We start from the raw sequence: 20,965 nt of genomic DNA on the forward strand, positions 1-20,965 counted from the left end.
GAACACGGCACGAGGACTACATTCCCCGTCAAAAATGCAGAGTTTTTCGCGCCGTCAGCCGGGAACCCTGCAAAACCCGCATATATATCATCGACCCGCTAAATGTCAGAGGATGTACAGATGCTCAGCAGCACCCTGTACCATAATTTAGACTACTACACACAGACAGTTTAGTTGTTTTTAAGAACTAGATGTGACACTGGTGAGAGTCTCCACATTCCCCGGTAGCAGGTTTCTAGTATCCTATTTTTAGCTCGAACCTGCGACTGAGAGTCGGTAAGGTGTGACAATTATTTTCTTTCCTGCTCTTAGAATCAAGCAACTTTTATGCACGTACTTTCGCCCCGGCATTTGGAGTAGCAAATCTAGCGAGAGATTGTTGGGGATTCCCAATTCGGGCGTTGAGAGCGATCGAGACGGCCCAAAAGATGAGGCTTCCGTCGATCGACCAAATATCCGACTACGAAGCCGATCGGCGTGACTTTTTGACTGCTGAATTCTTCAATATCGGCATTTGTGAGCGATTATAAGGAAAAGCAGGCAGGTGAATCAACCTTCTCACGGCGGGGGGTAAATAGACAGACAGGCACAAAAGTCGGCAACATAGAGGTTAGTGTAAGAGTGGAGAGCAAGAGGCAAGTGTTCCCCGTCTTCGGCATTCTCACCACTGCTTTCACCGATTAAATTTATTTTGCTCCTCCGGCTGAAGGGTTTTTGTCGAACTTTCGGTTCGCCTGCGGCAAACGCTTTTCATTCAAGACAGGCAACCTGAGCATTATTGACAGAGGCTGTCTGCACTCAGGAATTAACGGACACAAGGACTCATGGCTAAACAACTCAACCTACTTTCCGGGCAAGTAATTTCTACGGCTCTGCACGCCGAGATGCAGCAATCGTACCTCGAATATGCCATGAGTGTGATTGTCGGGCGAGCTTTGCCTGATGTCCGCGACGGTTTAAAACCTGTTCACCGTCGAATTTTATACGCGATGCACGAACTCGGTTTGACGCCAGACAGACCTTACCGCAAGTGCGCCCGGGTAGTGGGAGATGTTTTGGGAAAATATCACCCCCATGGCGACCAATCAGTTTACGACGCTCTGGTGCGAATGGTTCAGGAGTTTTCGAGCCGCTATCCTTTGCTAGCAGGTCACGGTAATTTCGGCTCGGTGGACAATGACCCGGCTGCTGCGATGCGTTACACGGAAACTAGGCTGGCACCGATCGCCCACGAAGCTATGCTAACCCAAGTCGGTGACGCAACTGTTGATTTTACTGCCAACTTTGACAGTTCCCAGCAGGAACCGACGGCGCTACCGGCTCAGTTGCCGTTTTTGGTACTCAACGGCTGTAGCGGCATTGCTGTGGGCATGGCAACCAATATCCCGCCACACAATTTGGGCGAGGTGGTAGATGGTTTAATTGCTTTGATTGAAAACCCGGATCTCTCAGATCAGAAGTTGCTGGAACTGATTCCCGGCCCAGATTTCCCCACCGGAGGGGAAATTGTCGCCTCTGAGGGCATTTTTGATGCCTATACTAAGGGTCGAGGCAGCATTGCGGTCAGGGGTGTGGCAGGGGTGGAAGAAGTGCCTGGAAATCGCAAGGTGCGGACTAAAACGGCGATCGTCGTGACGGAATTTCCGTTTCAAGTCAATAAGGCGGGTTGGATTGAAAAGGTCGCAGAGTTGGTGAATGCCGGTCGCCTCGACGGTATTGCAGATTTGCGCGATGAGAGCGATCGCGACGGCATTCGAGTTGTAATTGAACTCAAGCGGGAATTTACCCCTGAAGCGGTTCTGGCTCGACTTTACCAACAAACTGACCTGCAAACAAATTTTGGTGCAATTTTGCTGGCAATTGTGAACGGTCAACCCCGACAGTTGACCCTCAGACAGTTATTGCAGGAATTTCTGAATTTCCGAGAAGTGACTCTTACCCGCCGCTACAATTACGAGTTGCAGGCGGCAGAACGTCGCTGTCATATTGTCCAAGGCTTAATGTTGGCTTTGACAAATCTTGATACTGCGATCGACATTCTGAGAAATTCTCCTGACGGCACTACTGCTAAGCAAACTTTCCAAGTTCGCCTCGATTTGAGCGAAAGTCAAGCTGATGCGATTTTGGCGATGCCGATGCGCCGGTTGACTGGTTTGGAAAGGCAAAATTTGCAATCCGAGTTTGATGAGTTGATGGCAAACATTCAAGAATTGCAGCGGTTGTTGAGCGACAGGCGCGAACTCTTGAAGGCTTTGAAAAAGGAATTTCGCTCGCTCAAACGTAAGTACGCTGACCCGCGCCGCACAAAATTCGCCAAGGGTGCAGGAGGTGAGGGAAAAGCCGAACCGCAAGTTTCTAGTAAGAAAAACTCTGGTGTCAAGCCGTTGTTGCCGGCAACGATTCAGACTAACTTATTGCCTGTTGTAGAACCAGAGGAAACTATTGTTGAATTTACGCACAAGCAGTACGTGCGCCGCACGCCTGCGGGGGAACGCGCGCGCTCGAAAAGTCGCGAAAAGTCGGTTCCAGCTTTAGAAAAAAATGATGATTTTATTGTGACGGCAAACCTGACGAAAACCGATCGCACTTTGGTCGTCCTCACTCCTAATGGCAAAGCTTACCCTCTGAAAGTGGCCGATATTCCTAGCAGCCAAAAAGACCGCGGCACGCCGATTGTCGGTTTGTTGTCGCCGAGTGCTACTAAAGAAAGTGCAGGCCGCGCTTTTTCAGAAATCACGATCGCACACTTTGTTTTGCCCGAAAGTTCCGAAGCCGCAGATTTGGTAACTCTGACTCAGCAAGGGAAAATTAAGCGCTTGCCGATGCAGGAATTTGCTGATTTGACTAATCGCGGCATTACCGTTGTTAAACTCAAGGAGGACGATCGGCTCCGCACTGCTAGTCTGAGCAAAGTTGGCGACCAAGTAGCCGTCGCAACTTCTGGAGGCCGAGTCCTGCGATTTGATGTCGATGACGAACAACTCCCGCCCATGGGCCGCACCGCCCAGGGGTCTCAAGTAACGAGATTGCGGAAGCAGGAACAGTTGGTAGGCTGCATCACTATCGACCCGGAAGACAGTCTGGTGCTATTTTCGGAGTTGGGTTGGGCAAAACGAATGCCTGCCGGTTCTGTTAGGCTGACTAACCGCGGCGAAATTGGTACTCAAGCTTTTCGCTTCGCTGAACCTAAGGATGCTTTAGTTGGCTTGCTGTCGGCTGTTCCGGGTACGGATGTTAAACTTTTTACTAATTCTGGTCGCTGGCTGCGATCGACTACTGATGCTATAGCTTTTTGGGGGAAAGATGCTCCGGGCGATCGGGTTTTTGACCTCAATCCCGGTGAAAGAATTATCAAGGTTATTAGCAGTCAATAGTCAATAGTCATTAGTCATTGGTCATTGGTAATGGGGAATTGGTAATAGGAAATAAGCCTTGTTTTCAGGCTCTGCCTGAGAATACAAAGCCGGAGGCTCTGCCTCCAATTCCCCAATTCCCCAATTCCCCAATTCCCCAATCTAAAATCTAAAATCTAAAATCTAAAATCGTTTGATGCCGCAAGTTGTATTAGAAAATATATACAAAAGTTTTCCCCTCCGCCAAGGAGAACAGGGAAAAGTAGCAAATAGCGTCGGAGAAAGTGTCTCGACAGAGACTCCTAGCTCTTCGTCTAACACTGTTTTGCGACGGATTAACCTGACCGTTCTCGACGGGGAATTCATGGTGTTGGTGGGGCCTTCTGGCTGCGGAAAAAGCACTTTGCTGCGATCGATCGCCGGTTTGGAAGTTTTGACAGCCGGTAATATCTGGATTGGCGATCGCCTGCTTAATGATTTGCCTCCTAAAGACCGCAATATCGCTATGGTATTTCAAAATTATGCTCTCTACCCTCACTTAAGTGTTTACGACAATCTCGCCTTTGGATTGCGCCGCTCACAAAAGGAAGAAGTCCGAGGGAAGTCGGAAGAGGGAAGAGGGAATAAGGAAGAAGTCCGAGGGAAGTCGGAAGAAGTCCGAGGAAAGTCGGCAGAAGGAAGAAGGAATAAGGAAGAAGAGACAGAGACAGAAAAAGCAAGAAGGGAGAAGGCAGAACAAATCAAAAATAAGATAGAAGAGGTTATTAATTATTTAGCTTCTCATGTAAACCAGGAGCAATTATATAGTTCGTGGCAGGATTTTTTGGTGGGAGCAACTCGCAAATTTCCTCCTGGTTTGCGCTATTTTTCGGAACGGGAAAAGGCGGTAGGAGCAAGAGTCCTGAAGGTGGCTGAATTATTGCAAATAGAACCGCTTTTACATCGCTTGCCGAAACAACTTTCGGGAGGGCAAAAGCAGCGTGTAGCTTTGGGTAGGGCGATGGCTCGCAATCCTGAGGTGTTTTTGATGGACGAACCGCTATCGAATCTTGATGCTAAGTTGAGGGCGGAAACTCGATCGCAAATTGTGCAGTTGCAGCGACAGTTGGGAACTACTACTATTTATGTGACTCACGACCAAACCGAAGCGATGACTATGGGCGATCGCATTGCGATTATGAATGCCGGTCAGCTTCAGCAAGTCGCTCAACCTCTAGAGCTTTACAACAAACCTGCTAATTTGTTTGTGGCTGAGTTTATCGGTTCTCCGCCGATGAATTTTTTACCCGTGCAGTTGACAGCTCCGCTGTTGATTTCTCACCCGCTATTTCGCTTTACTTTGCCGGATATTTGGGCGAAAAATCTACAACGATACGACGGGAAAAAGCTGATTTTGGGCATCCGCCCCGAGCATCTGAGCATTAACCCTCCTGCTACCAAAAATCTGTCGGTACAAGTGGAACTTGTCGAGGCTTTGGGACATGAAACTTATTTGCGGGTGTGTTTGACTGATGCTCCCGCCGTGCGGATGCAGGTGCGGGTTCCTCCTGAGCGATCGATCCGTGTTGGTGAGGAGCTTTGGCTGGCGATCGCCCATGACAAGATTCACTTGTTCGATCCTGATACCGAATTGGCGATTTTTCCTCGGTAGGGAACATCAAAAAGGTCGATCGATTTGAGATTTGAGATTTTAAATTGACTTGTGGCGCAGTCAATCTGGATCTTGATCAGGAGCTTTGTCCGATCGCTTGTTCAAATATCTAAAATTTTAGGCTATCCAGATCTGGTGTCGGGGGCTTGCACTCATTTTTGGGCTGGTCAGAGTTCTCAAAAATCACAAGATTGCATTTTTTTCAAGTTACTGTTATATTAATTTACATAAGCCTTACAAAAGTTAACGAAAGGAGTTCGCACTATGCAAGAACAAAAACGCAATGCTTGGGACTGGGGCTTCAGCGCAGGAGCTGAAAATTGGAACGGTCGTTTAGCAATGATTGGTTTCTCTGCCGCTGTCATCATTGAATTGGTTTCTGGTCAAGGTTTGCTTCACTTCTGGGGCCTGATCTAATACCATTTGAGATTTGAGATTGGGAATGCTTTCCATAAGTGTTTAGGGTTGCATTCTTTTCTTGAAACTTATTCTTGGAGGCACTCCCGACAAAGAAACCGGGTTTTTTACCTAATCTGCGGACTACAGCGCATAATTTTCGTAAAAAAACCCGGTTTCTGGCTACCCGTGGGTCAGTCCTAACACTGAATCTAATTTTGTAGTTAAAACTTTTGAGACACTCCAAAGCTTGGGAGTTCCTTTGGGGACTCCCAAAATTTTGCCCGTGCGTTTTTAGCAGCGCAATTTATGCAATAAAATTTACCCACAGCTAATAGCAAATTGCAGCCGTGCGTTTAGTGGCACAATGTTTAACAGCGATCGCTCTTTTTAGGGCGAGGGGTGCCGCCCCAAAAGAGTGGAAATCACTCTTTTGGGTGATGCCAGACAATGACTCTAGCGGATATATTCTTTTAAGATGCTGTTGCGGTTGGGATGGCGCAACTTCCGCAGCGCTTTAGCTTCGATTTGACGAATTCTCTCGCGAGTGACGTTAAAGATTTGACCGATTTCCTCTAAGGTCTTCATCCGTCCGTCGTCTAAACCGTAGCGCAACCGCAGTACATCCCGTTCTCGGGGGCTGAGAGTGTCCAAAACACTTTCCAAATCTTCTCTGAGCAAGTTTTTTGAGACTTGATCTTCTGGCGTTTCCCCGTCAGATTCAATAAAGTCTCCCAGACGTGAGTCTTCTTCTTTGCCGATCGGAGTTTCGAGAGAGATTGGCAATTGTGCAGATTTGGCGATGAAGCGCAACTTCTCGATCGTCATCTCCATCCGGGTAGCAATTTCTTCTTCCGTAGGCTTGCGACCCATTTCCTGAGACAGCAGTTTGGTAGTTTTCTTGATCCGCGAGATGGTTTCGTAAAGGTGAACCGGCAGGCGGATGGTACGCGATTGGTCGGCTATAGCCCTGGTGATGGCTTGACGTATCCACCAAGTTGCGTAGGTGGAAAACTTGTAGCCTTTTTCGTGATCGAATTTTTCAGCGGCACGGATCAAGCCTAAAGAGCCTTCCTGAATTAAATCTTGGAACGACAAACCGCGATTCATGTATTTTTTGGCGATCGACACCACTAAACGCAGGTTTGACTGTACCATCTTCTCCTTGGCCCGCCGCCCGACGTGGAGTCGGTGGCGAAATGCTGGTAGTGCCATATCTACAGCAGTAGCCCACTCATTATCTTTGGGTTCGCGGTCTAACTCTTCGAGCAGTTGTTCTCGAACTCGCTCTAATTCGAGCAAATCCGCAATTTTGCGTGCGAGTTCAATCTCTTCATCTGCTCGCAGCAGTCGAATGCGACCGATTTCTTGCAAGTAAAGACGAATAGAGTCTTCTGTATAATGCTTTTTCTTGGCCTGAGCCCGACGGCGGGCTTTAGCGCCTTTCCCACCTTTAGTGTCGTCTTCCTCGGAGGAACTGTCTAAAAAATCTTCTCGATCGTCTTCTTCGTCGATAAAGAGTTCCAACTCACTCTCGGGTAGAACGCTTTCGGCGTTCCGAAGCAAATCGATTGTTTCCATTTGGGGTTTGATTTTGGTTTCGAGTACGCTGTTAGCCTGGATCATGCTGCCTTCCTCATGCTCCTGAATTAAAGAATAAATAACAGTGGAATAGTGTCTGTTTGTAGTTTAGACAAGTTAGCCAGTATTGACATTCCCGCAGGAAGAAATAGTGGGATTTTATGTCTGCTAAGTCCAGCAGTTACCGAAACTGCACCAGTTTTATGAGTCCAAGTTCGAGTTTTGGTTTGAAGCAACCAGCCTATCCTATCTAAGATCGCAGATTTTAACACCGCGATTTCCGATTTTTCAGCCTGCGGTTTTTTCATTCGCAACAAATTACCGCATCATCTGCGATAGCTTCTCCAGAAAATCGCAACCTCAAATGCGAGCGATCGCACCTCAAAAAATACTGGCTTTTTCCTTCGCCACTTCGATATTTTACCCGCGCAAGTTTTCTGGCACGGAACCCTCTAACTTTTCTGCATTCAAGAAGTGACCTTTTTGGTCGCCTGCTGCTTTCACGATGTTGTCTGACATCACAGTTGCACGGCGATTTGTTGCCACCTCAAATGCGGTTCGGCTGCCTCAAACGCAACTTCCTCAGAGGGTCAAAGCAGGATACTGTGAAATAGGATCTTACCAAGACCTTCCCGATTGTAGCCTTTCTCACAAAAAATGGAAGTTGTTTGCCGTTTTTTGTCGGGAACCTGGAAACTTTGTCAGCTTAGCTTGACAATACAGACTCGTGTCTGGATCTGCTCAATCCTGAGAACTGCCCGCAAAACTTTGGCACCATCGAACGGCGCTGTTTTCGGCGAATATCTGGGTGAACGGCTGCGGCGTAGTTGGCCAGACACTTAGCAGACAGTTTTCGACTTGCCGGAATTGAGACCAATACAATCCGTATAAATGCACCCATCTTTACCCTGTTTCCCTGAATTGAATCATACGCAATCTGCGATTGAATAAAGCTTGCGAGCTTTAGTTGTAAGTCGGCAACTCTGGATGAGAGACCGACGATGACCCCAAATGAAGCGTTGCGGGTTTAGTAGTGCAACAGGGGGCTTTCTTTGTTAAGTTAGCTCAATTTTGAAAAATTGGGCATGATTTTGACATTACATCACATTAAGTTGGTAACGTCACATTCTCATTTAAGCTTGGCTGGGAGCTTTGCTGCCTGAGGGATAACAGCAACGCCGTGAAAACCTGCTAAGAGTTCGCTCGTGCGGTAATTGTACGCTCCGAACTGCCAGCGGGATTCTCCGTGTCTCTAACTAATATCTAGATTCATTTTAATCTCAGAAACAACTTAAGTCCAATATTACTAAGTTTAGCTCGATCTCGCCGAGGCAGAGCCGATTAGGATGCGATCGCCTCGATCGCCTCTTAACTACTCGATCGATTCCATCCTACTCTCCCGCTGCTCAACCAGGTAGCGATTCCACTGACCTAGTTATTGAACATACCGGCAACTTTATAATTGCTTAAAAAATATCCGCTGCCATATAAACAGCCGATTAAGCGACCGCAGCAACTTGCAGTAAAATTACCTAACAGGCGACTGTATTTCGAGCAAACTCTTACCATTTTCAATTGTAGATTAACAGTAGAAGAATGGGGATCGCTCACAGGATCGGGGGTTGAGAACTCACAAAACAGTTGCATTCTGTTTGGAAACTCAGAGCATCACAACCAGACTCGGGTTTAAATCTAAAAAATTTTCCCCCACCGCTACCATATTGAAAACAAATCTACAACCCTCGCCCTATCCTGCAAGTTGCGCCACTTTCACCAGCAGGTTGCGACGGCAAACCTGTCTTTACCGCAGTCAAGTAATTAAACTGACTCCACCGCACGACAGTAAAAAGCTGACAGCGCTGCAACGCAAGCCGTATCGCCGTACAGACTCCCGTGCGACTGGAACATTCGATCGGCAATACCATCCCTCAATTCCGGTTCTAACCCCAGCTTCACGGCTATTTCTACATACTCTGCTGCGGTTTGAGCAATTGTTTCGGTCACTCCCAGCATTTGCAAAATCCCCGAGGAGTGGCGGCCGCGCATAAATTCTCCCGGACAAGTCACAATAGGTAAATTGCAGGCGATCGCTTCCAAAGTCGTATGACCTCCAGACCAGCCGAAACTGTCAAGAAAAACATCAGATAAAAGTTGTAGATTCCCATAAGCTTTCTCATCCATCTTCGGTAAAATTGTGCAAAACTCCCCGCTATCCAAACCGTACTCGGCAAAAGTCCGCTGGAGGCGGTGCCCAAACACCTTGCCAATATCAGCATTTGGACGAGATATAAAAGCAAACTGAGCTTGAGGAACCTGTCGGGCAATTTCCGCGAAAATATAGTCGTGTTGTGGCAAGTATTTGCACAGAGTTTGACAGCAGAGGTAAACCACAGCCCCATCCCGCAGACCAAAATTTGCACGAGTCGCCGTTGCTGCGCCAATTGCTGGCTGCGGGTAACAAATGCCAATATTCGGCAAGCGAATTAATTTTTCTGAATAATGTCCGGCTGCATTTTCCGGTTCCATCAAGTCGCTGGAAAGGAAATAATCGACTGTCGGCAATCCTGAAGTCACCGGATGCGCCCAGGATGTACACTGAATGGGAGCAAGGCGCAACGCTGCAAGTTGAGTCATTTGCGATTGCAAGCCAATATCGAGAAAAACCAGTACGTGTAATTGGTCAGCAATAATTTGTTGGCAGATTAATTCTAAGTTGCCGGGGATGTAGTGGAAAGTATCGCTGTAAAACCGGAATTGTTGAGTAAAGTTGTCTTGCGTTTCGGTAATTTGATAGCAATATATTTCAAATTCGTTGCTGCTGTGTTGCAGCCAGCCGAGGGTTAATTTGCCGACTGTATGTCCCCACAAGCAGCCAGATATGTAGCCGATGCGAATTTTTCCGCTTTGGCTGCGGGGAGGTAGCGGTAAATCTTTTGTCCACTGCGGATAGTTTGCCGCCATGACTCTGCGAACAAATTCCCCGTACTGTTTCTGGATCTCTAAGTCGTTGCAGCCTTGATAAGCTAGAAAAAAGTTGGTGTGCTGGCCGATAATTGTTAAAGCTTTTTGTTTGCCTTCATCTGTATCTAGGCTGGTTTGTTGAATTAAGAGTTTGATTCCTGTCTCGAAGCGATCGCGATAAACAGCTATTTCCTCTACACTTTCATAAATCACCGGTAAAATTAAATACTGTCCCGGATTGAAAAAGCTGTCTTCGGGAAATAAACTTGACGCTTGCGTTGCAATTAAAATTGCTTCTGAAGTTCTCCCGGAGGCTAGCAAAGCTGAGACTAACTTGCGGTAAAGACTGGCGTCTGCTGGAAAAAGCTCGATCGCCTCCCGGCACACTTGAATGGCGGCTGCATATTCTTCTAAATGTTCGTAGCAGTTAGCCAAATTAGAGTATAATTGAATTTCGCCTGTTTGAACTTCTAAAAATTTGCGATACTGGGTAATGGCTTGTTGATATTCGCCGCGCCCATAGCAATCGTTGCCAAAATAAAGGTATGCTTGAATTGGATTATTTTGCAGGCTGCGGGCAAATTCGAGATTGGCTGCAACTTCAGCAGCACCGGGTTGCAATTGCAGGGCAGTTTCGTAAAGCTCGATCGCTCGATCGACTTCTGTTTGCGATAGCAGCAAGTTGCCGAGATTTAGGTAGCTGCCAAAATGAGTTTGATTAATTGCGATCGCTTGACGGTAAAATGACTCTGCTCGATCGCGATCGCCGATTTGTGAGAAAATATTGCCTAAGTTATTACAAGCATCAATGCAATTGGCATCGAGGGCGATCGCCTCTCGATAAGCTCTCACGGCACCGATAACATCCCCGGTTTTTTCCAACACCAAGCCCAAACTGTAATGAGCGCCAGCTACAGATGAATCCAGCGCCAAAGATTCGACAAGCATTTGTTGCGCTTCTCGATACCGCTCTGTGGCATAATAAAGTATACCGAGATTTTGCCAAGCATTTACAAACAGGCGAGCGTACTGCAAAACTTGCTGGTACTTCTCCTCTGCTGCGATAAATTTTCCCGCTTGGTGCAGGTTTAAAGCTTGATTGTAGAGTTTTTCTGCGATTTTTTGGCGATCGGATTGCTGCAAATCGTAAATTGATTGAATTGCAGCTTGACTGCGGAATTCCTGAAAATTTGACCCATCGTAATTACCGGATGTATTGACATCCCAACTCAAAACCTGCAAGCCATTCCAAGCATTGCTAAATTTAGGCTGCGAAAAATCGAGCAGCAGTTGGCATTCAGGATGGGCGGCGATAAAATCCCAGTTGGCTTGACGCGGGACATCCCAATTGCTATTGCTGACAACGATCAGTGCCGAGTCTGCTAAAAACGGTTTGGATAACAGTAAAGCTAGTAAGTGCGATCGATAATCGTGAGCAGCATCATAAAATAATACACCGATTTTATCAGGTGATTGCATTTCCCGCAAATCCCAGAAAAATTCCTCAAAATTTTGATTGCAAAAAACAACTTGTTCTGATAAGTTTAAATTGGCTAAGTTTTTTCCTAAATTATCGCTACTATCGCCAAAAGTATCAAATTCCGAAAAGTCATCAACGGCACAAGCCATTATTTCTGGATGATTTAGCAGCGTACCGATTAAGCTGCCTCCTTGAAAGCAGCCGATTTCGCAGTAAATTTCATCGGGAGACATACATTCGACAGCCCAATTTAGCAACTGCATTGTATTGGCTGTCGTTGTGGTTTGCAAAGAGTTGATTATTTGCTGGAATTGACTTGATTTTGGTTCGGCTTGCGGTATTTCCCAGTTATTATACAACTCAAATATGTGTTCGATAAATTTTTGATATTCCATCTCTTATGTTTGGTTTTAAAAGGTTCGTAGTGAGGACTTTAGTCCTCGGGAAAGAACGGACTGAAGTCCTTACTACGAACCTTACTACGAACTTTTTTTAGGGCTTGACTGTTGGAAAAAAAACGGACTAAAGTCCTTACTACGAACCTTATTACTAACTTTTTTCTGGGCTTGACTTTTGGGGACAGAACGGACTGAAGTCCTTACTACGAACCTTATTACTAACTTTTTTCTGGGCTTGACTTTTGGGGACAGAACGGACTGAAGTCCTTACTACGAACCTTATTACTAACTTTTTTCTGGGCTTGACTTGGGAAAGAACGGACTGAAGTCCTTACTACGAACCAGTCTTTCCTATTACTGCTGATTCCGCAGCTTGGGATTCACAAACTCGTTCAATCCTTCTCCTACCAAAGACAGCCCGACTACCATTAAAGTCATTGCTAAACCGGGAAACAAAGCTGTCCACCAAATGCCAGTAGGTAGCGCATCTAAAGCTAAGCGCAAATCGTGTCCCCATTCGGGAGTTTCTTCGGGAAGTCCCAAACCGAGAAATCCCAAACCTCCTAATGTTAAAATTGCGTCAGCGGCGTTGAGCGCAAACAGCACTGGTACACTCTGAATCACGTTGAGAAACAGGTAGCGCGACAGCACTGTCCAAGTGTCAGCACCCATTGCTCGCGCGGCTTCGACAAAGAGTTCCATTTTGACGCTGGTGGTGTGATTCCTGACGACGCGGTAGTATTGAGGGATGTAGGAAATGCTTAGGGCGATCGCCGCATTCAATACTCCTTTTCCCACCACAAATGCTAAAGTTAAGGACAGCAGCAATCCCGGCAACGTATAAATTGTATCCATTAAAAATAACAACACGCGATCGAGCTTTCCGCCCAAATAACCGCTAACCAAACCCAGCGGGACTCCGATAAACAAACTCAACGCTGTCGCTAAAATCACAACTTGCCAAGCCGCCCGCGAAGCAAACAGCGTGCGGGAAAAAACATCGTAGCCACTGCGGCTGGTACCAAACCAATAATTGCCTGACGGCGCTTCGTGGATGGGGTTAATTAAGGCATCGGTAGGATTTTGCAGCCATCCCCAAGCTTGCATCGCTGGAGACAAGGTTGCTACTATGATAAATAAGGTAGTTATTGCCAAACCTGCCCACATCATCTTCATTGACAGGCTTGATGGTGAGGCAATATTGAGAAATCGCGGTGACTGAATTTTGGTTGGTGTCATTTTTAGCTGTTTACTCAGTAAAGCTTTGGCGGATTTTTGCTAAATTTTCCCGGGCTGCTGTGCAGTTTTCATCGAAAGTCAGCGCTAGTTCAAAGGCCGATACTGCCTCCGACCAGCGTTTGAGGTTAATATAAGCTAGACCCAAACAGCAAGCCGGGTCGGTGGTGGTGAAACTTTCCTCGAAAGGTTCTCTTGTATAGTAGCTCCCATCTTTACCCAGTTTCAGGCAATTCTCAAAGTAAGCAACGGCACCTAAGGGAAATCCTAGATTAATTAATGTCATGCCGGCTATATAATTTAGGGGCGGATAGTTGGGACACCATTCCAGACCTCGCTGACATAGTAACATCGTTGTTTCGTAATCTTGATTTTGGAGCGATCGCCCTGCTAAAGTAAAAACTAAGGAGGGAATGAAACCAAATTCTTCTGGAGGTTGACCGTCTATCAAATGCGGCACCAATCTTTCTAATCCTTCTTCCCAGCAGTCTCGCGCTTTCTCGTCCTCGCCCGCTGCGCCGTACATCCCAGCTAGGGAGTACAGCAGCATCAGGCTCAATCCTTCTTCCTGTCGGGTTCGTTCTAAGATGGGGATGTTGCGGTTGACAACTTTGGCGGCGACTTGTTGGTGGCTGTTGGCCTGATGCAAGACTCTCACGCTATCTAAACTTTTGACTTCACTGTCGCTAAAACTGCGGTTTTGATACTGGATTTGCTCGTGAAAACGACCGATATATCTAATTTCTGGGAGATTGCGAAACAAACGGGTCATGTGTAGCGGAGTCATTCCCGCTTGTGGCTCGACTTCGGTTCTAACGATCGAATAAACCAGCGCTTCTGGCTGGGATTTGAGCGTTTCTCTAAAATCAGCCGATCGCACAATTAACTCTTCATCTGCATCCAGCACTAAAATCCACTCACCCGTTACTAAGGATAAAGCATAATTCCGCGCCGCCGCAAAATCGTCGCACCACTCAAAATATCCGACTTTTGCTCCGTACTGACTGGCAATTTCTGGCGTATCGTCCTGAGAACCCGTATCGACTACAATTATTTCATCAACATAGGGTTGAACGCTGGCCAAACAGCGTGCTAAATTCTCGCTTTCATTTTTAACGATCGCACAAAAAGATAAAAATGGTTGAGAACTAAGTGCTGCGCTAATGCTCATTTTTGCTCCTATATCTAGCAATGTAACAAAAATCAGTCGTCGCCGGCAAGATAAAGTACGGCTAAAATACTTGGTAGAGCAACGAAATCTCGATCGCCAACACTGAACTCATCAATAAATGTCTCGCTAAAAACGTCGCCGTAAGGTAAAAGTAAATCTGTTAACGTCTCTTGAGTGTACTTGCGAACGTGCTCTGGTTCCTCATCCGGGCCGAGACAATTGTTGGGTACGGCAAAAAAAGCTCTGCCGGACGATCGCAATACCCTAACTACTTCTTTGACACAAGCTTGATCATCGTCGAGATGTTCTAAAACTTCTGTGGCTACTACCACATCAAAACTGCGATCGGGAAAAGGAATGGACGGTAAAATAGAAACTACCCCTGGGATCTGTTTGGGAAGTTGGGCGATCGCACTTTCAGAAATATCTAAGCCAGTTACTGAATTGCCAAACTCTAACAACTGGCTGGCGAGGATACCCGTACCGCATCCAATTTCCAAAACTTCCAGCCCGTGTCCGACACCCCAACAAATTCTGCCGAAACAGCCGGGATATCGACGCCAAGTTCCGGCGCCTTCTTGTTGCCAAATTTGATTCCAGTAGTCGGGCTGGAGATTCAAGTTAGTTTGTGTCATGCGATCGTCAGTCCTAATTTTATCAAACATCGTCGCAGGCGATCAGTCAGGTTCGTAGTGAGGACTTCAGTCCTTCCGGGTGCGGACTCGCATTCCTCGCTACCAACCAATCGGCTTTCGTTTGATCGTTCGGAATGCCAGTCCGCGCGCAAGAAGGACTGAAGTCCTCACTACAAACCAATTGGCTTTCGTTCGATCGTTCGGAATGCCAGTCCGCGCGCAAGAAGGACTGAAGTCCTCACTACGAACCAATCGGCTTTCGTTCGTAGTGAGGACTTTAGTCCGCTCCAAAGAAGGACTGAAGTCCTCACTACAAACCAATCGGCTTTCGTTCGATCGTTCGGAATGCCAGTCCGCGCGCAAGAAGGACTGAAGTCCTCACTACAAACCAATGTAATTAGAGTCATCCTCTGCGGACACGAACTTACAGATTGCTGGCAATTAACTCGCGGTACTGACTTTTCGGCTTAACTCCTTTAAGCTCAGTCACCAAAGCTTTGTCTTTGAAATACTGAATCGTCGGCGTACCAATCACGCCAGCATTTTCAGCAATTTCGGGATCTTCTTCGATGTCGATTTCCACGTAGTGGATTTTGCCCTCAAACTCACCTATGACTTTGCTCAAAATTGGTTTGAGACTGTGGCAAGGGCCGCAACTCGGAGCCGAGTATTTAACTACAATCAGTCGATCGCTATCGTGGAACAACTTCCGCAAAGCAAAACCTCCCTCGTGGCGGGTGTCATTGATATCAAAGTTCTCGCTAGTTTTCCGAACTTTAGGAGCTTCCGGCGCTGCGGGTGACTGGGATTCCTCTGTTTGATGGAATTCCTGGGTTAAAGCGTTGACTGAGAGCCAGCGCTCTGCCAGCATCGCCCCCATACAACCACTACCTGCGGCGGTGATGGCTTGACGAAACTCGTGGTCTTGCACGTCACCGACAGCATAAACTCCATCGACACTGGTTTCTGGCGAGCCGTGTTTGGTGGCGATATAGCTCTGTTCATCAAGGTCTAGCTGGCCTTGGAAGAGTTGAGTGTTGGGAGTGTGACCGATCGCGTAAAACAAACCTTTCACCTGCAAATCAGTTTCAGCACCAGTCTCAATATTTCTAATTCTCAACCCATCCATTTTGCTTCCCGGCACTCCCAAAACATCCACAGCTTCGGTGTTCCAGTGCACCGTAATTTTAGGATTGCTCAGCACTCGGTCTTGCATGGCTTTGCTAGCGCGCATCTGACCGCGCCGCACCAACATATGGACGTGAGAGCCGTATTTTGTCAAATAAATAGATTCTTCCGCTGCGGTGTCGCCCGCGCCGATGACAGCTAAATCTACTCCTTTAAAAATTGGGGTAGCCCCGTCGCAAATCGCACAGGCAGAAATGCCGTGACTCCAAAATACGTGCTCGCTAGGCAAACCCAACCTTTTAGCAGTGGCGCCTGTAGCAATTACTATGGTGTGGGTTTTGATTTCTCGATCGTCCGATCGCACTGTAAACGGTCGCTGGGTTAAATCAACGTAAGTTACATCTTCGGTGTATAACTCCGCACCCCAGCGCACTGCTTGAGCTTTCATCCGATCCATCAGTTGCGGCCCGGTGATGCCCTCGGGAAAGCCGGGGAAGTTTTCAACTTCTGTGGTGGTCATCAGTTGACCGCCGGGGATGCCTCCGGTTTGGTAGCCTTCAAAGACTACGGGTTTCAGGTTTGCTCTCCCGGCGTAGATGGCTGCGGTGTAGCCTGCTGGGCCTGAGCCGATAATTACTAGGTTTTCTACGGTTTCGTTGCTCATAGTTATTTAGTTGAACTCATAACGACTTCGTTTTAATTCAATAATAGCAAATGCGGGACAACTTGGATCAAGTGTATCTACTATTTTTCCGGGAATCAGGGCGATCGGCACAACTACAGCTAGTTTGATAAGCAAACACGATAGAATAAGTTATTTGGTTTTAAATGTTCAATCAATCGCTGAAAAACCTGAAAATAGGCCCCCCTCACTATTGATTCTATTCTCATTTATTTGACGAATTTGCGCTGTTTCAGCTACAATAGGATTTTGATACTCAAGGGGTGCTATGACTATTTTTGGTTTTTGAGCCTGAAACCCTTTAAATTCGTCAAATAAACGAACTCAGCAAAGACAAAAAATCCAAATTCTTGTGCAAAATAGGCAGTTTATAGGTTAAGAATTGTAACGGAAATTTAGTCAATTTGACAAAATAGCCTGTTTGTGGTATGGAAGGTGCGTCGGGAGCAATGGAATTGAGATTTTCAACCAAAGCAAATGGGATTTAAGCCCCCACCTTTAGGTGGATTGTTTTTAGGCAGGGGCTTAAATTCCCTGCCTAAAAACTTCGCACTCCTTGCGTCAACCCCTCGACTTCGCGGGCGGGCTCTTCTGTCAACTGTCAACAGTCAACTGTCAACTGTCAACTGTCAACTGTCAACGCAGATGTACGCGGATTAACGCAGATAAAATGGATCGAACAAAGATATTGTTTGTGTGCAGCCAGAATAAGTGGCGCAGTTTAACCGCCGAGAAGATTTGCGAGAAAATTAGCGGGTATAGCGTGCGATCGGCTGGAACGGAAAAAGGTGCGAGAATTAGAGTAACTCAAGGTTTGCTCGGTTGGGCTGATACGATCTTTGTGATGGAAAAGAAGCATGGCGATCGACTTCGCAGCAAATTTCCAGACAGTATTCAGGGCAAGCCAGTTATTTGCCTGCAAATCCCCGATAATTATAGATATATGGAACCGGAGCTAGTCGAGCTTTTGCAGGCGAAACTGGGCTTATATATGGAAATGCCAGATAACGAGATAAATTTTATGCAGCGAGTGTTGGAACCGGAGGTGATGGATTCTTGGGAAGAGGCGATCGAATACGATTCGATGGACTTTACTGAGGTTAATGCTGCGTTTGCCAAGAGTGCGGCTGCTTTGGGGCCGATTTTTGGAAACGTTTTGGACGTGGGGACGGGTACGGCACGAATTCCAATCGCCCTGACTCAACTGCGGCCGGAATGGAAATTGACCTGTATTGATTTGTCGGCAAATATGCTGAAAGTTGCAGCGCAGAATCTCGAACAGGCCCAAGTGCGATCGCAAATTAATCTCGAATTAATTGATGCGAAAGCCATGCCTTATCCCGACAAGAGTTTTGACATGGTGATTTCCAACAGTATTATCCACCATTTACCTGATCCGCTGCCGTTTTTGCAGGAAATCAGGCGAGTGTTGAAACCGAACGGAGCAATATTTTTGCGGGATTTACTGAGGCCTCTCGATGAGACAATCAGGGATAATTTAGTCGAGATGTACGCCGGAGATTGCAACTCGCATCAGAAACAGTTATTCAGCGATTCTCTGCAAGCGGCTTTTACGCTGGATGAAGTGGAAAGGATGGCAGAAGCTGCGGGATTGGAAGGCTTGAGGATTTATGAATCTTCGGACAGACACTGGACTGCGGAGCGAGCTTGGATTTCATTGAGTTGACAGTTGAGGGCTACCTCTACCTGGAACCAAGAAGAATGGAGTAATTCATCGTCTTTTTTTTGATTTATCCTGACAAGGGATTCGCTTCCAACCAATTCTTTACGGTAAAGTGCGATCGGGCGATCGAACTCACTCTTTCCTCTTCTATCCAGAATTATCTCACATCCCATCAAAATTGTTAGCAGTCACGAATGCGAGTCCTGAGATTTGAACTAGGACTCGCATTCCCAACGAGCGAACCTATTTTACAAGCAAGTTCTAGCCATCCAACTTGATAACATCTAAAATTACCCGATCGCGCCCTGCGTCTTTAGCTTGATAAAGCGAACGGTCTGCTGCCGCAATCAAATCTTTTTTGGAAATTTCCAGTCCAGGAACCGTACTCGCCACTCCCAAGCTCAGTGTAACACAACCAGACACTGGCGATTTAATATTTTCAATTTCCTGTTTTTTCACCCAGACTCGAATTTGCTCTGCAATCGACACAGCAATTTCCGGTGAGGTGCGAGGCAAAATTACCGCAAACTCCTCACCTCCGTAACGAGCCACCAAAGTCTCCTGAGAAACTTCGCCTGCTGAATAATTTACAGCCTCAACAATTGTTTGTGCTACCTGTTGCAAACAAGCATCTCCCGCTTGATGTCCGTAAGTATCGTTGTATTTCTTAAAAAAATCAATATCGCATAAAATTAACGATATTTCTGCTACTTCCTCTCCTAATTTCTGCCATAATTTTTCTAGATATTCGTTAAAACAGCGGCGGTTTGCTACCTGAGTTAAGCCATCCGAGTTAGCAAGGCGATATAATTCTGAATTTGCTGATTGCAATTGATGATTGGCTGCTTCTAAATCAGATTTTGTTACAGATAAGTTGTAGTAAAGTTCGCTAATATACCAAGTAGCTTGTTGGTGAATTTGAGATAAGGCTAGCAATACTTGATGCACGTCTAACAGTCGGTAAACTTGAGGCTCTAACTGCACCAAAATCGGCTCGTAAAGCTGTTCCGGCGGCCGCTGCACGGCTCGCTGAGCTGCCATGACAATTAAAGCTACTCCTGGTAAAATCAAAATCTCAGTTTTAGCCATTTGATACAAAGCCGCAATCGGCCGACAAGCAAATATATCTACTCCATAAGGGCGGCTCATGTGTTCCATAAATCGCCGCCGCGATATCATGCCGAAATATTCGCCATTTAGTGTTAATATAACTCCCGGAAGCAGCGGGTGAGCTTGAAATATCTTTGCTACCTCTTTCGCTGGCGAGGAACCTTCAAGTTGAAAATTGAAGACAGCCAGATCCTTGAGAGTAGACTCTAAAGATAAATTTTCGGGTGGTTGGTTAGGCGAGTTAGATGGGGCGATAAATTCCACAGACACAGCGCAGGCTCGAATAAACAATAAAGCAAAAACAAAGCTAGTGTCAGCTATCAAATTAGATATTAACATTTATTGATGGGCTGTGACTGTATTCTGCATTACACTGTCTTTTAGTAAATAAGCTAATCTTTCAGACCATTTTTAATCAAACTGCAAGTGCGATGCCAGATGCCAACCCTGATGCTGCAAATCAAATCAATTATTTAAGATGAATATAAAATTTTGTGAATTGTTCAATAACATAATTTTTTTTTCTCTCCTCATTGAATCATATATTTATTAAATTGTCGATGTGTTTTTAGCTAATTTATTGCGTATAAAAAATGGGTGTTGGCACCAACCGCCAACTCGTGGAGCAGGAACAAAAGTCAACAAACACAGTTGTTTTAGGAGGTCAAGACAGTCACGAGGTTTTAAATTGAAAAACGCTGCCGCTGGCGCGCCATTTTTTAATTCAAAACCTACAGGCGACTTGGGCGTTGTTAGGAAGCCAGCAATCTGAAAATTGCCTCACCAACCCCAAGTTCCGATTTCTCCCTTAAAGGGGCCGACAATATCTTTGGTAATCCAACCGCCGTAAAAATCCCCAGACTGAGCTTGCGCTAATTCCCCGTCCACATAACAAGCATCCATCAGGCTCGGATAAAAAGCCACATAATCTTTAATAGCTGCAAAAACTTGATTTGGCCCGGGATAAAACCAAGCAGCATTTACAACTTGCTTCTGCCCTACCGTCACAGTGTAGTAACCGGCTTGTCCCTTCCACTCGCACCAAGAGCCCCGTGAAGTTTTATGCAAAAATTCCATTTGGATGTCCTCGGGCGAGATATAGTAAGCAGGAGGGTGACTGGTCTCCAATACCCGAAACGGGCGGCGCGTGTCGGCGATAGTCACTTGATTAAAAACGATTTGCACGTGTTTGGTCGATTCCTCAAGGCGAGGGGGACGAGGGTAATCCCAAACAGACTCTTGACCGGGGCCGGGTTCTATGCGATCGAGGTTCACTGAAACAATCTCCCTATAAAAAAACAATCAGCAACTGAAGATTACAATTTAATGTACTCTTGGTCGAGTTGCCAATCCAGACAGCCATCAGCTTTTTGGTAGAGTCGATAGGGGCATCACTACCCCTACCTCTCCTTCAGAACGGAACGTGAAACTTTCGCTTCATTCCGCTCCTTGATATCTTCATCCTTTTTAAGGATACAATCCAAAACGGATGTTATAAT

General features: G+C 46.4%; 13 protein-coding genes. 5 read left to right on the plus strand and 8 right to left on the minus strand.

Annotation, left to right across the window (positions count from 1 at the left end; translation table 11 throughout):
* Positions 1 to 283 precede the first annotated feature (283 nt).
* The 4 genes from QZW47_RS06020 to QZW47_RS06035 all read left to right on the plus strand — a co-directional run bounded on the left by QZW47_RS06020 (position 284) and on the right by QZW47_RS06035 (position 5,421).
* Entirely contained in the window at positions 284 to 481 is a 198-nt protein-coding gene (locus tag QZW47_RS06020) for a hypothetical protein (protein WP_293125023.1), read from the plus strand.
* Positions 482 to 824: 343 nt separating this feature from the next.
* Positions 825 to 3,374 (plus strand): DNA topoisomerase (ATP-hydrolyzing) subunit A, encoded by a 2,550-nt coding sequence (locus QZW47_RS06025; RefSeq protein ID WP_293125025.1) that lies wholly within the window; start codon positions 825 to 827, stop codon positions 3,372 to 3,374.
* A 175-nt stretch (positions 3,375 to 3,549) separates the two neighbouring features.
* Complete coding sequence (locus QZW47_RS06030; RefSeq protein ID WP_293125027.1) at positions 3,550 to 5,004, plus strand: ATP-binding cassette domain-containing protein; 1,455 nt, start codon at positions 3,550 to 3,552, stop codon at positions 5,002 to 5,004.
* 264 nt (positions 5,005 to 5,268) lie between these two features.
* Positions 5,269 to 5,421 (plus strand): chlorophyll A-B binding protein, encoded by a 153-nt coding sequence (locus QZW47_RS06035; protein WP_293125029.1) that lies wholly within the window; start codon positions 5,269 to 5,271, stop codon positions 5,419 to 5,421.
* A 435-nt stretch (positions 5,422 to 5,856) separates the two neighbouring features.
* Here QZW47_RS06035 and rpoD read toward each other — a convergent pair whose 3' ends face one another.
* From rpoD to trxB, 6 genes are all read right to left on the minus strand, one after another.
* Positions 5,857 to 7,026 carry an RNA polymerase sigma factor RpoD gene (rpoD, locus tag QZW47_RS06040; protein WP_293125031.1) on the minus strand — a complete coding sequence of 390 codons (1,170 nt, stop codon included), beginning with the start codon at positions 7,024 to 7,026 and terminating at the stop codon, positions 5,857 to 5,859.
* Between the two features lie 1,773 nt (positions 7,027 to 8,799).
* Positions 8,800 to 11,817: a tetratricopeptide repeat protein gene (locus tag QZW47_RS06045; RefSeq protein ID WP_293125033.1), complete on the minus strand. Its 3,018-nt coding sequence runs from the start codon at positions 11,815 to 11,817 to the stop codon at positions 8,800 to 8,802.
* Between the two features lie 357 nt (positions 11,818 to 12,174).
* Positions 12,175 to 13,059: an ABC transporter permease gene (locus QZW47_RS06050; protein ID WP_293125035.1), complete on the minus strand. Its 885-nt coding sequence runs from the start codon at positions 13,057 to 13,059 to the stop codon at positions 12,175 to 12,177.
* A gap of 10 nt (positions 13,060 to 13,069) precedes the next feature.
* Positions 13,070 to 14,227: a glycosyltransferase gene (locus tag QZW47_RS06055; RefSeq protein ID WP_293125037.1), complete on the minus strand. Its 1,158-nt coding sequence runs from the start codon at positions 14,225 to 14,227 to the stop codon at positions 13,070 to 13,072.
* A 32-nt stretch (positions 14,228 to 14,259) separates the two neighbouring features.
* Positions 14,260 to 14,862, minus strand: a complete 603-nt coding sequence (locus QZW47_RS06060; protein WP_293125039.1) for a bifunctional 2-polyprenyl-6-hydroxyphenol methylase/3-demethylubiquinol 3-O-methyltransferase UbiG — start codon at positions 14,860 to 14,862, stop codon at positions 14,260 to 14,262.
* A gap of 424 nt (positions 14,863 to 15,286) precedes the next feature.
* Complete coding sequence (gene trxB, locus QZW47_RS06065) at positions 15,287 to 16,654, minus strand: thioredoxin-disulfide reductase (RefSeq protein WP_293125041.1); 1,368 nt, start codon at positions 16,652 to 16,654, stop codon at positions 15,287 to 15,289.
* Between the two features lie 688 nt (positions 16,655 to 17,342).
* Between trxB and QZW47_RS06070 the strand changes: the two genes are divergently transcribed.
* Positions 17,343 to 18,359, plus strand: coding sequence for a methyltransferase domain-containing protein (locus tag QZW47_RS06070; protein ID WP_293125043.1), 1,017 nt, complete (start codon positions 17,343 to 17,345; stop codon positions 18,357 to 18,359).
* Between the two features lie 258 nt (positions 18,360 to 18,617).
* Here the strand turns inward: QZW47_RS06070 and QZW47_RS06075 are convergent, their stop codons facing one another.
* Together QZW47_RS06075 and QZW47_RS06080 are read right to left on the minus strand one after the other, a co-directional pair.
* Positions 18,618 to 19,805, minus strand: coding sequence for a diguanylate cyclase (locus QZW47_RS06075; RefSeq protein WP_293125045.1), 1,188 nt, complete (start codon positions 19,803 to 19,805; stop codon positions 18,618 to 18,620).
* A 441-nt stretch (positions 19,806 to 20,246) separates the two neighbouring features.
* Positions 20,247 to 20,741: a DUF427 domain-containing protein gene (locus QZW47_RS06080; protein WP_293125047.1), complete on the minus strand. Its 495-nt coding sequence runs from the start codon at positions 20,739 to 20,741 to the stop codon at positions 20,247 to 20,249.
* Positions 20,742 to 20,965 lie beyond the last annotated feature (224 nt).

Origin of the sequence: Microcoleus sp. bin38.metabat.b11b12b14.051, from assembly GCF_013299165.1 — a bacterium.
Lineage (GTDB): Bacteria > Cyanobacteriota > Cyanobacteriia > Cyanobacteriales > Microcoleaceae > Microcoleus.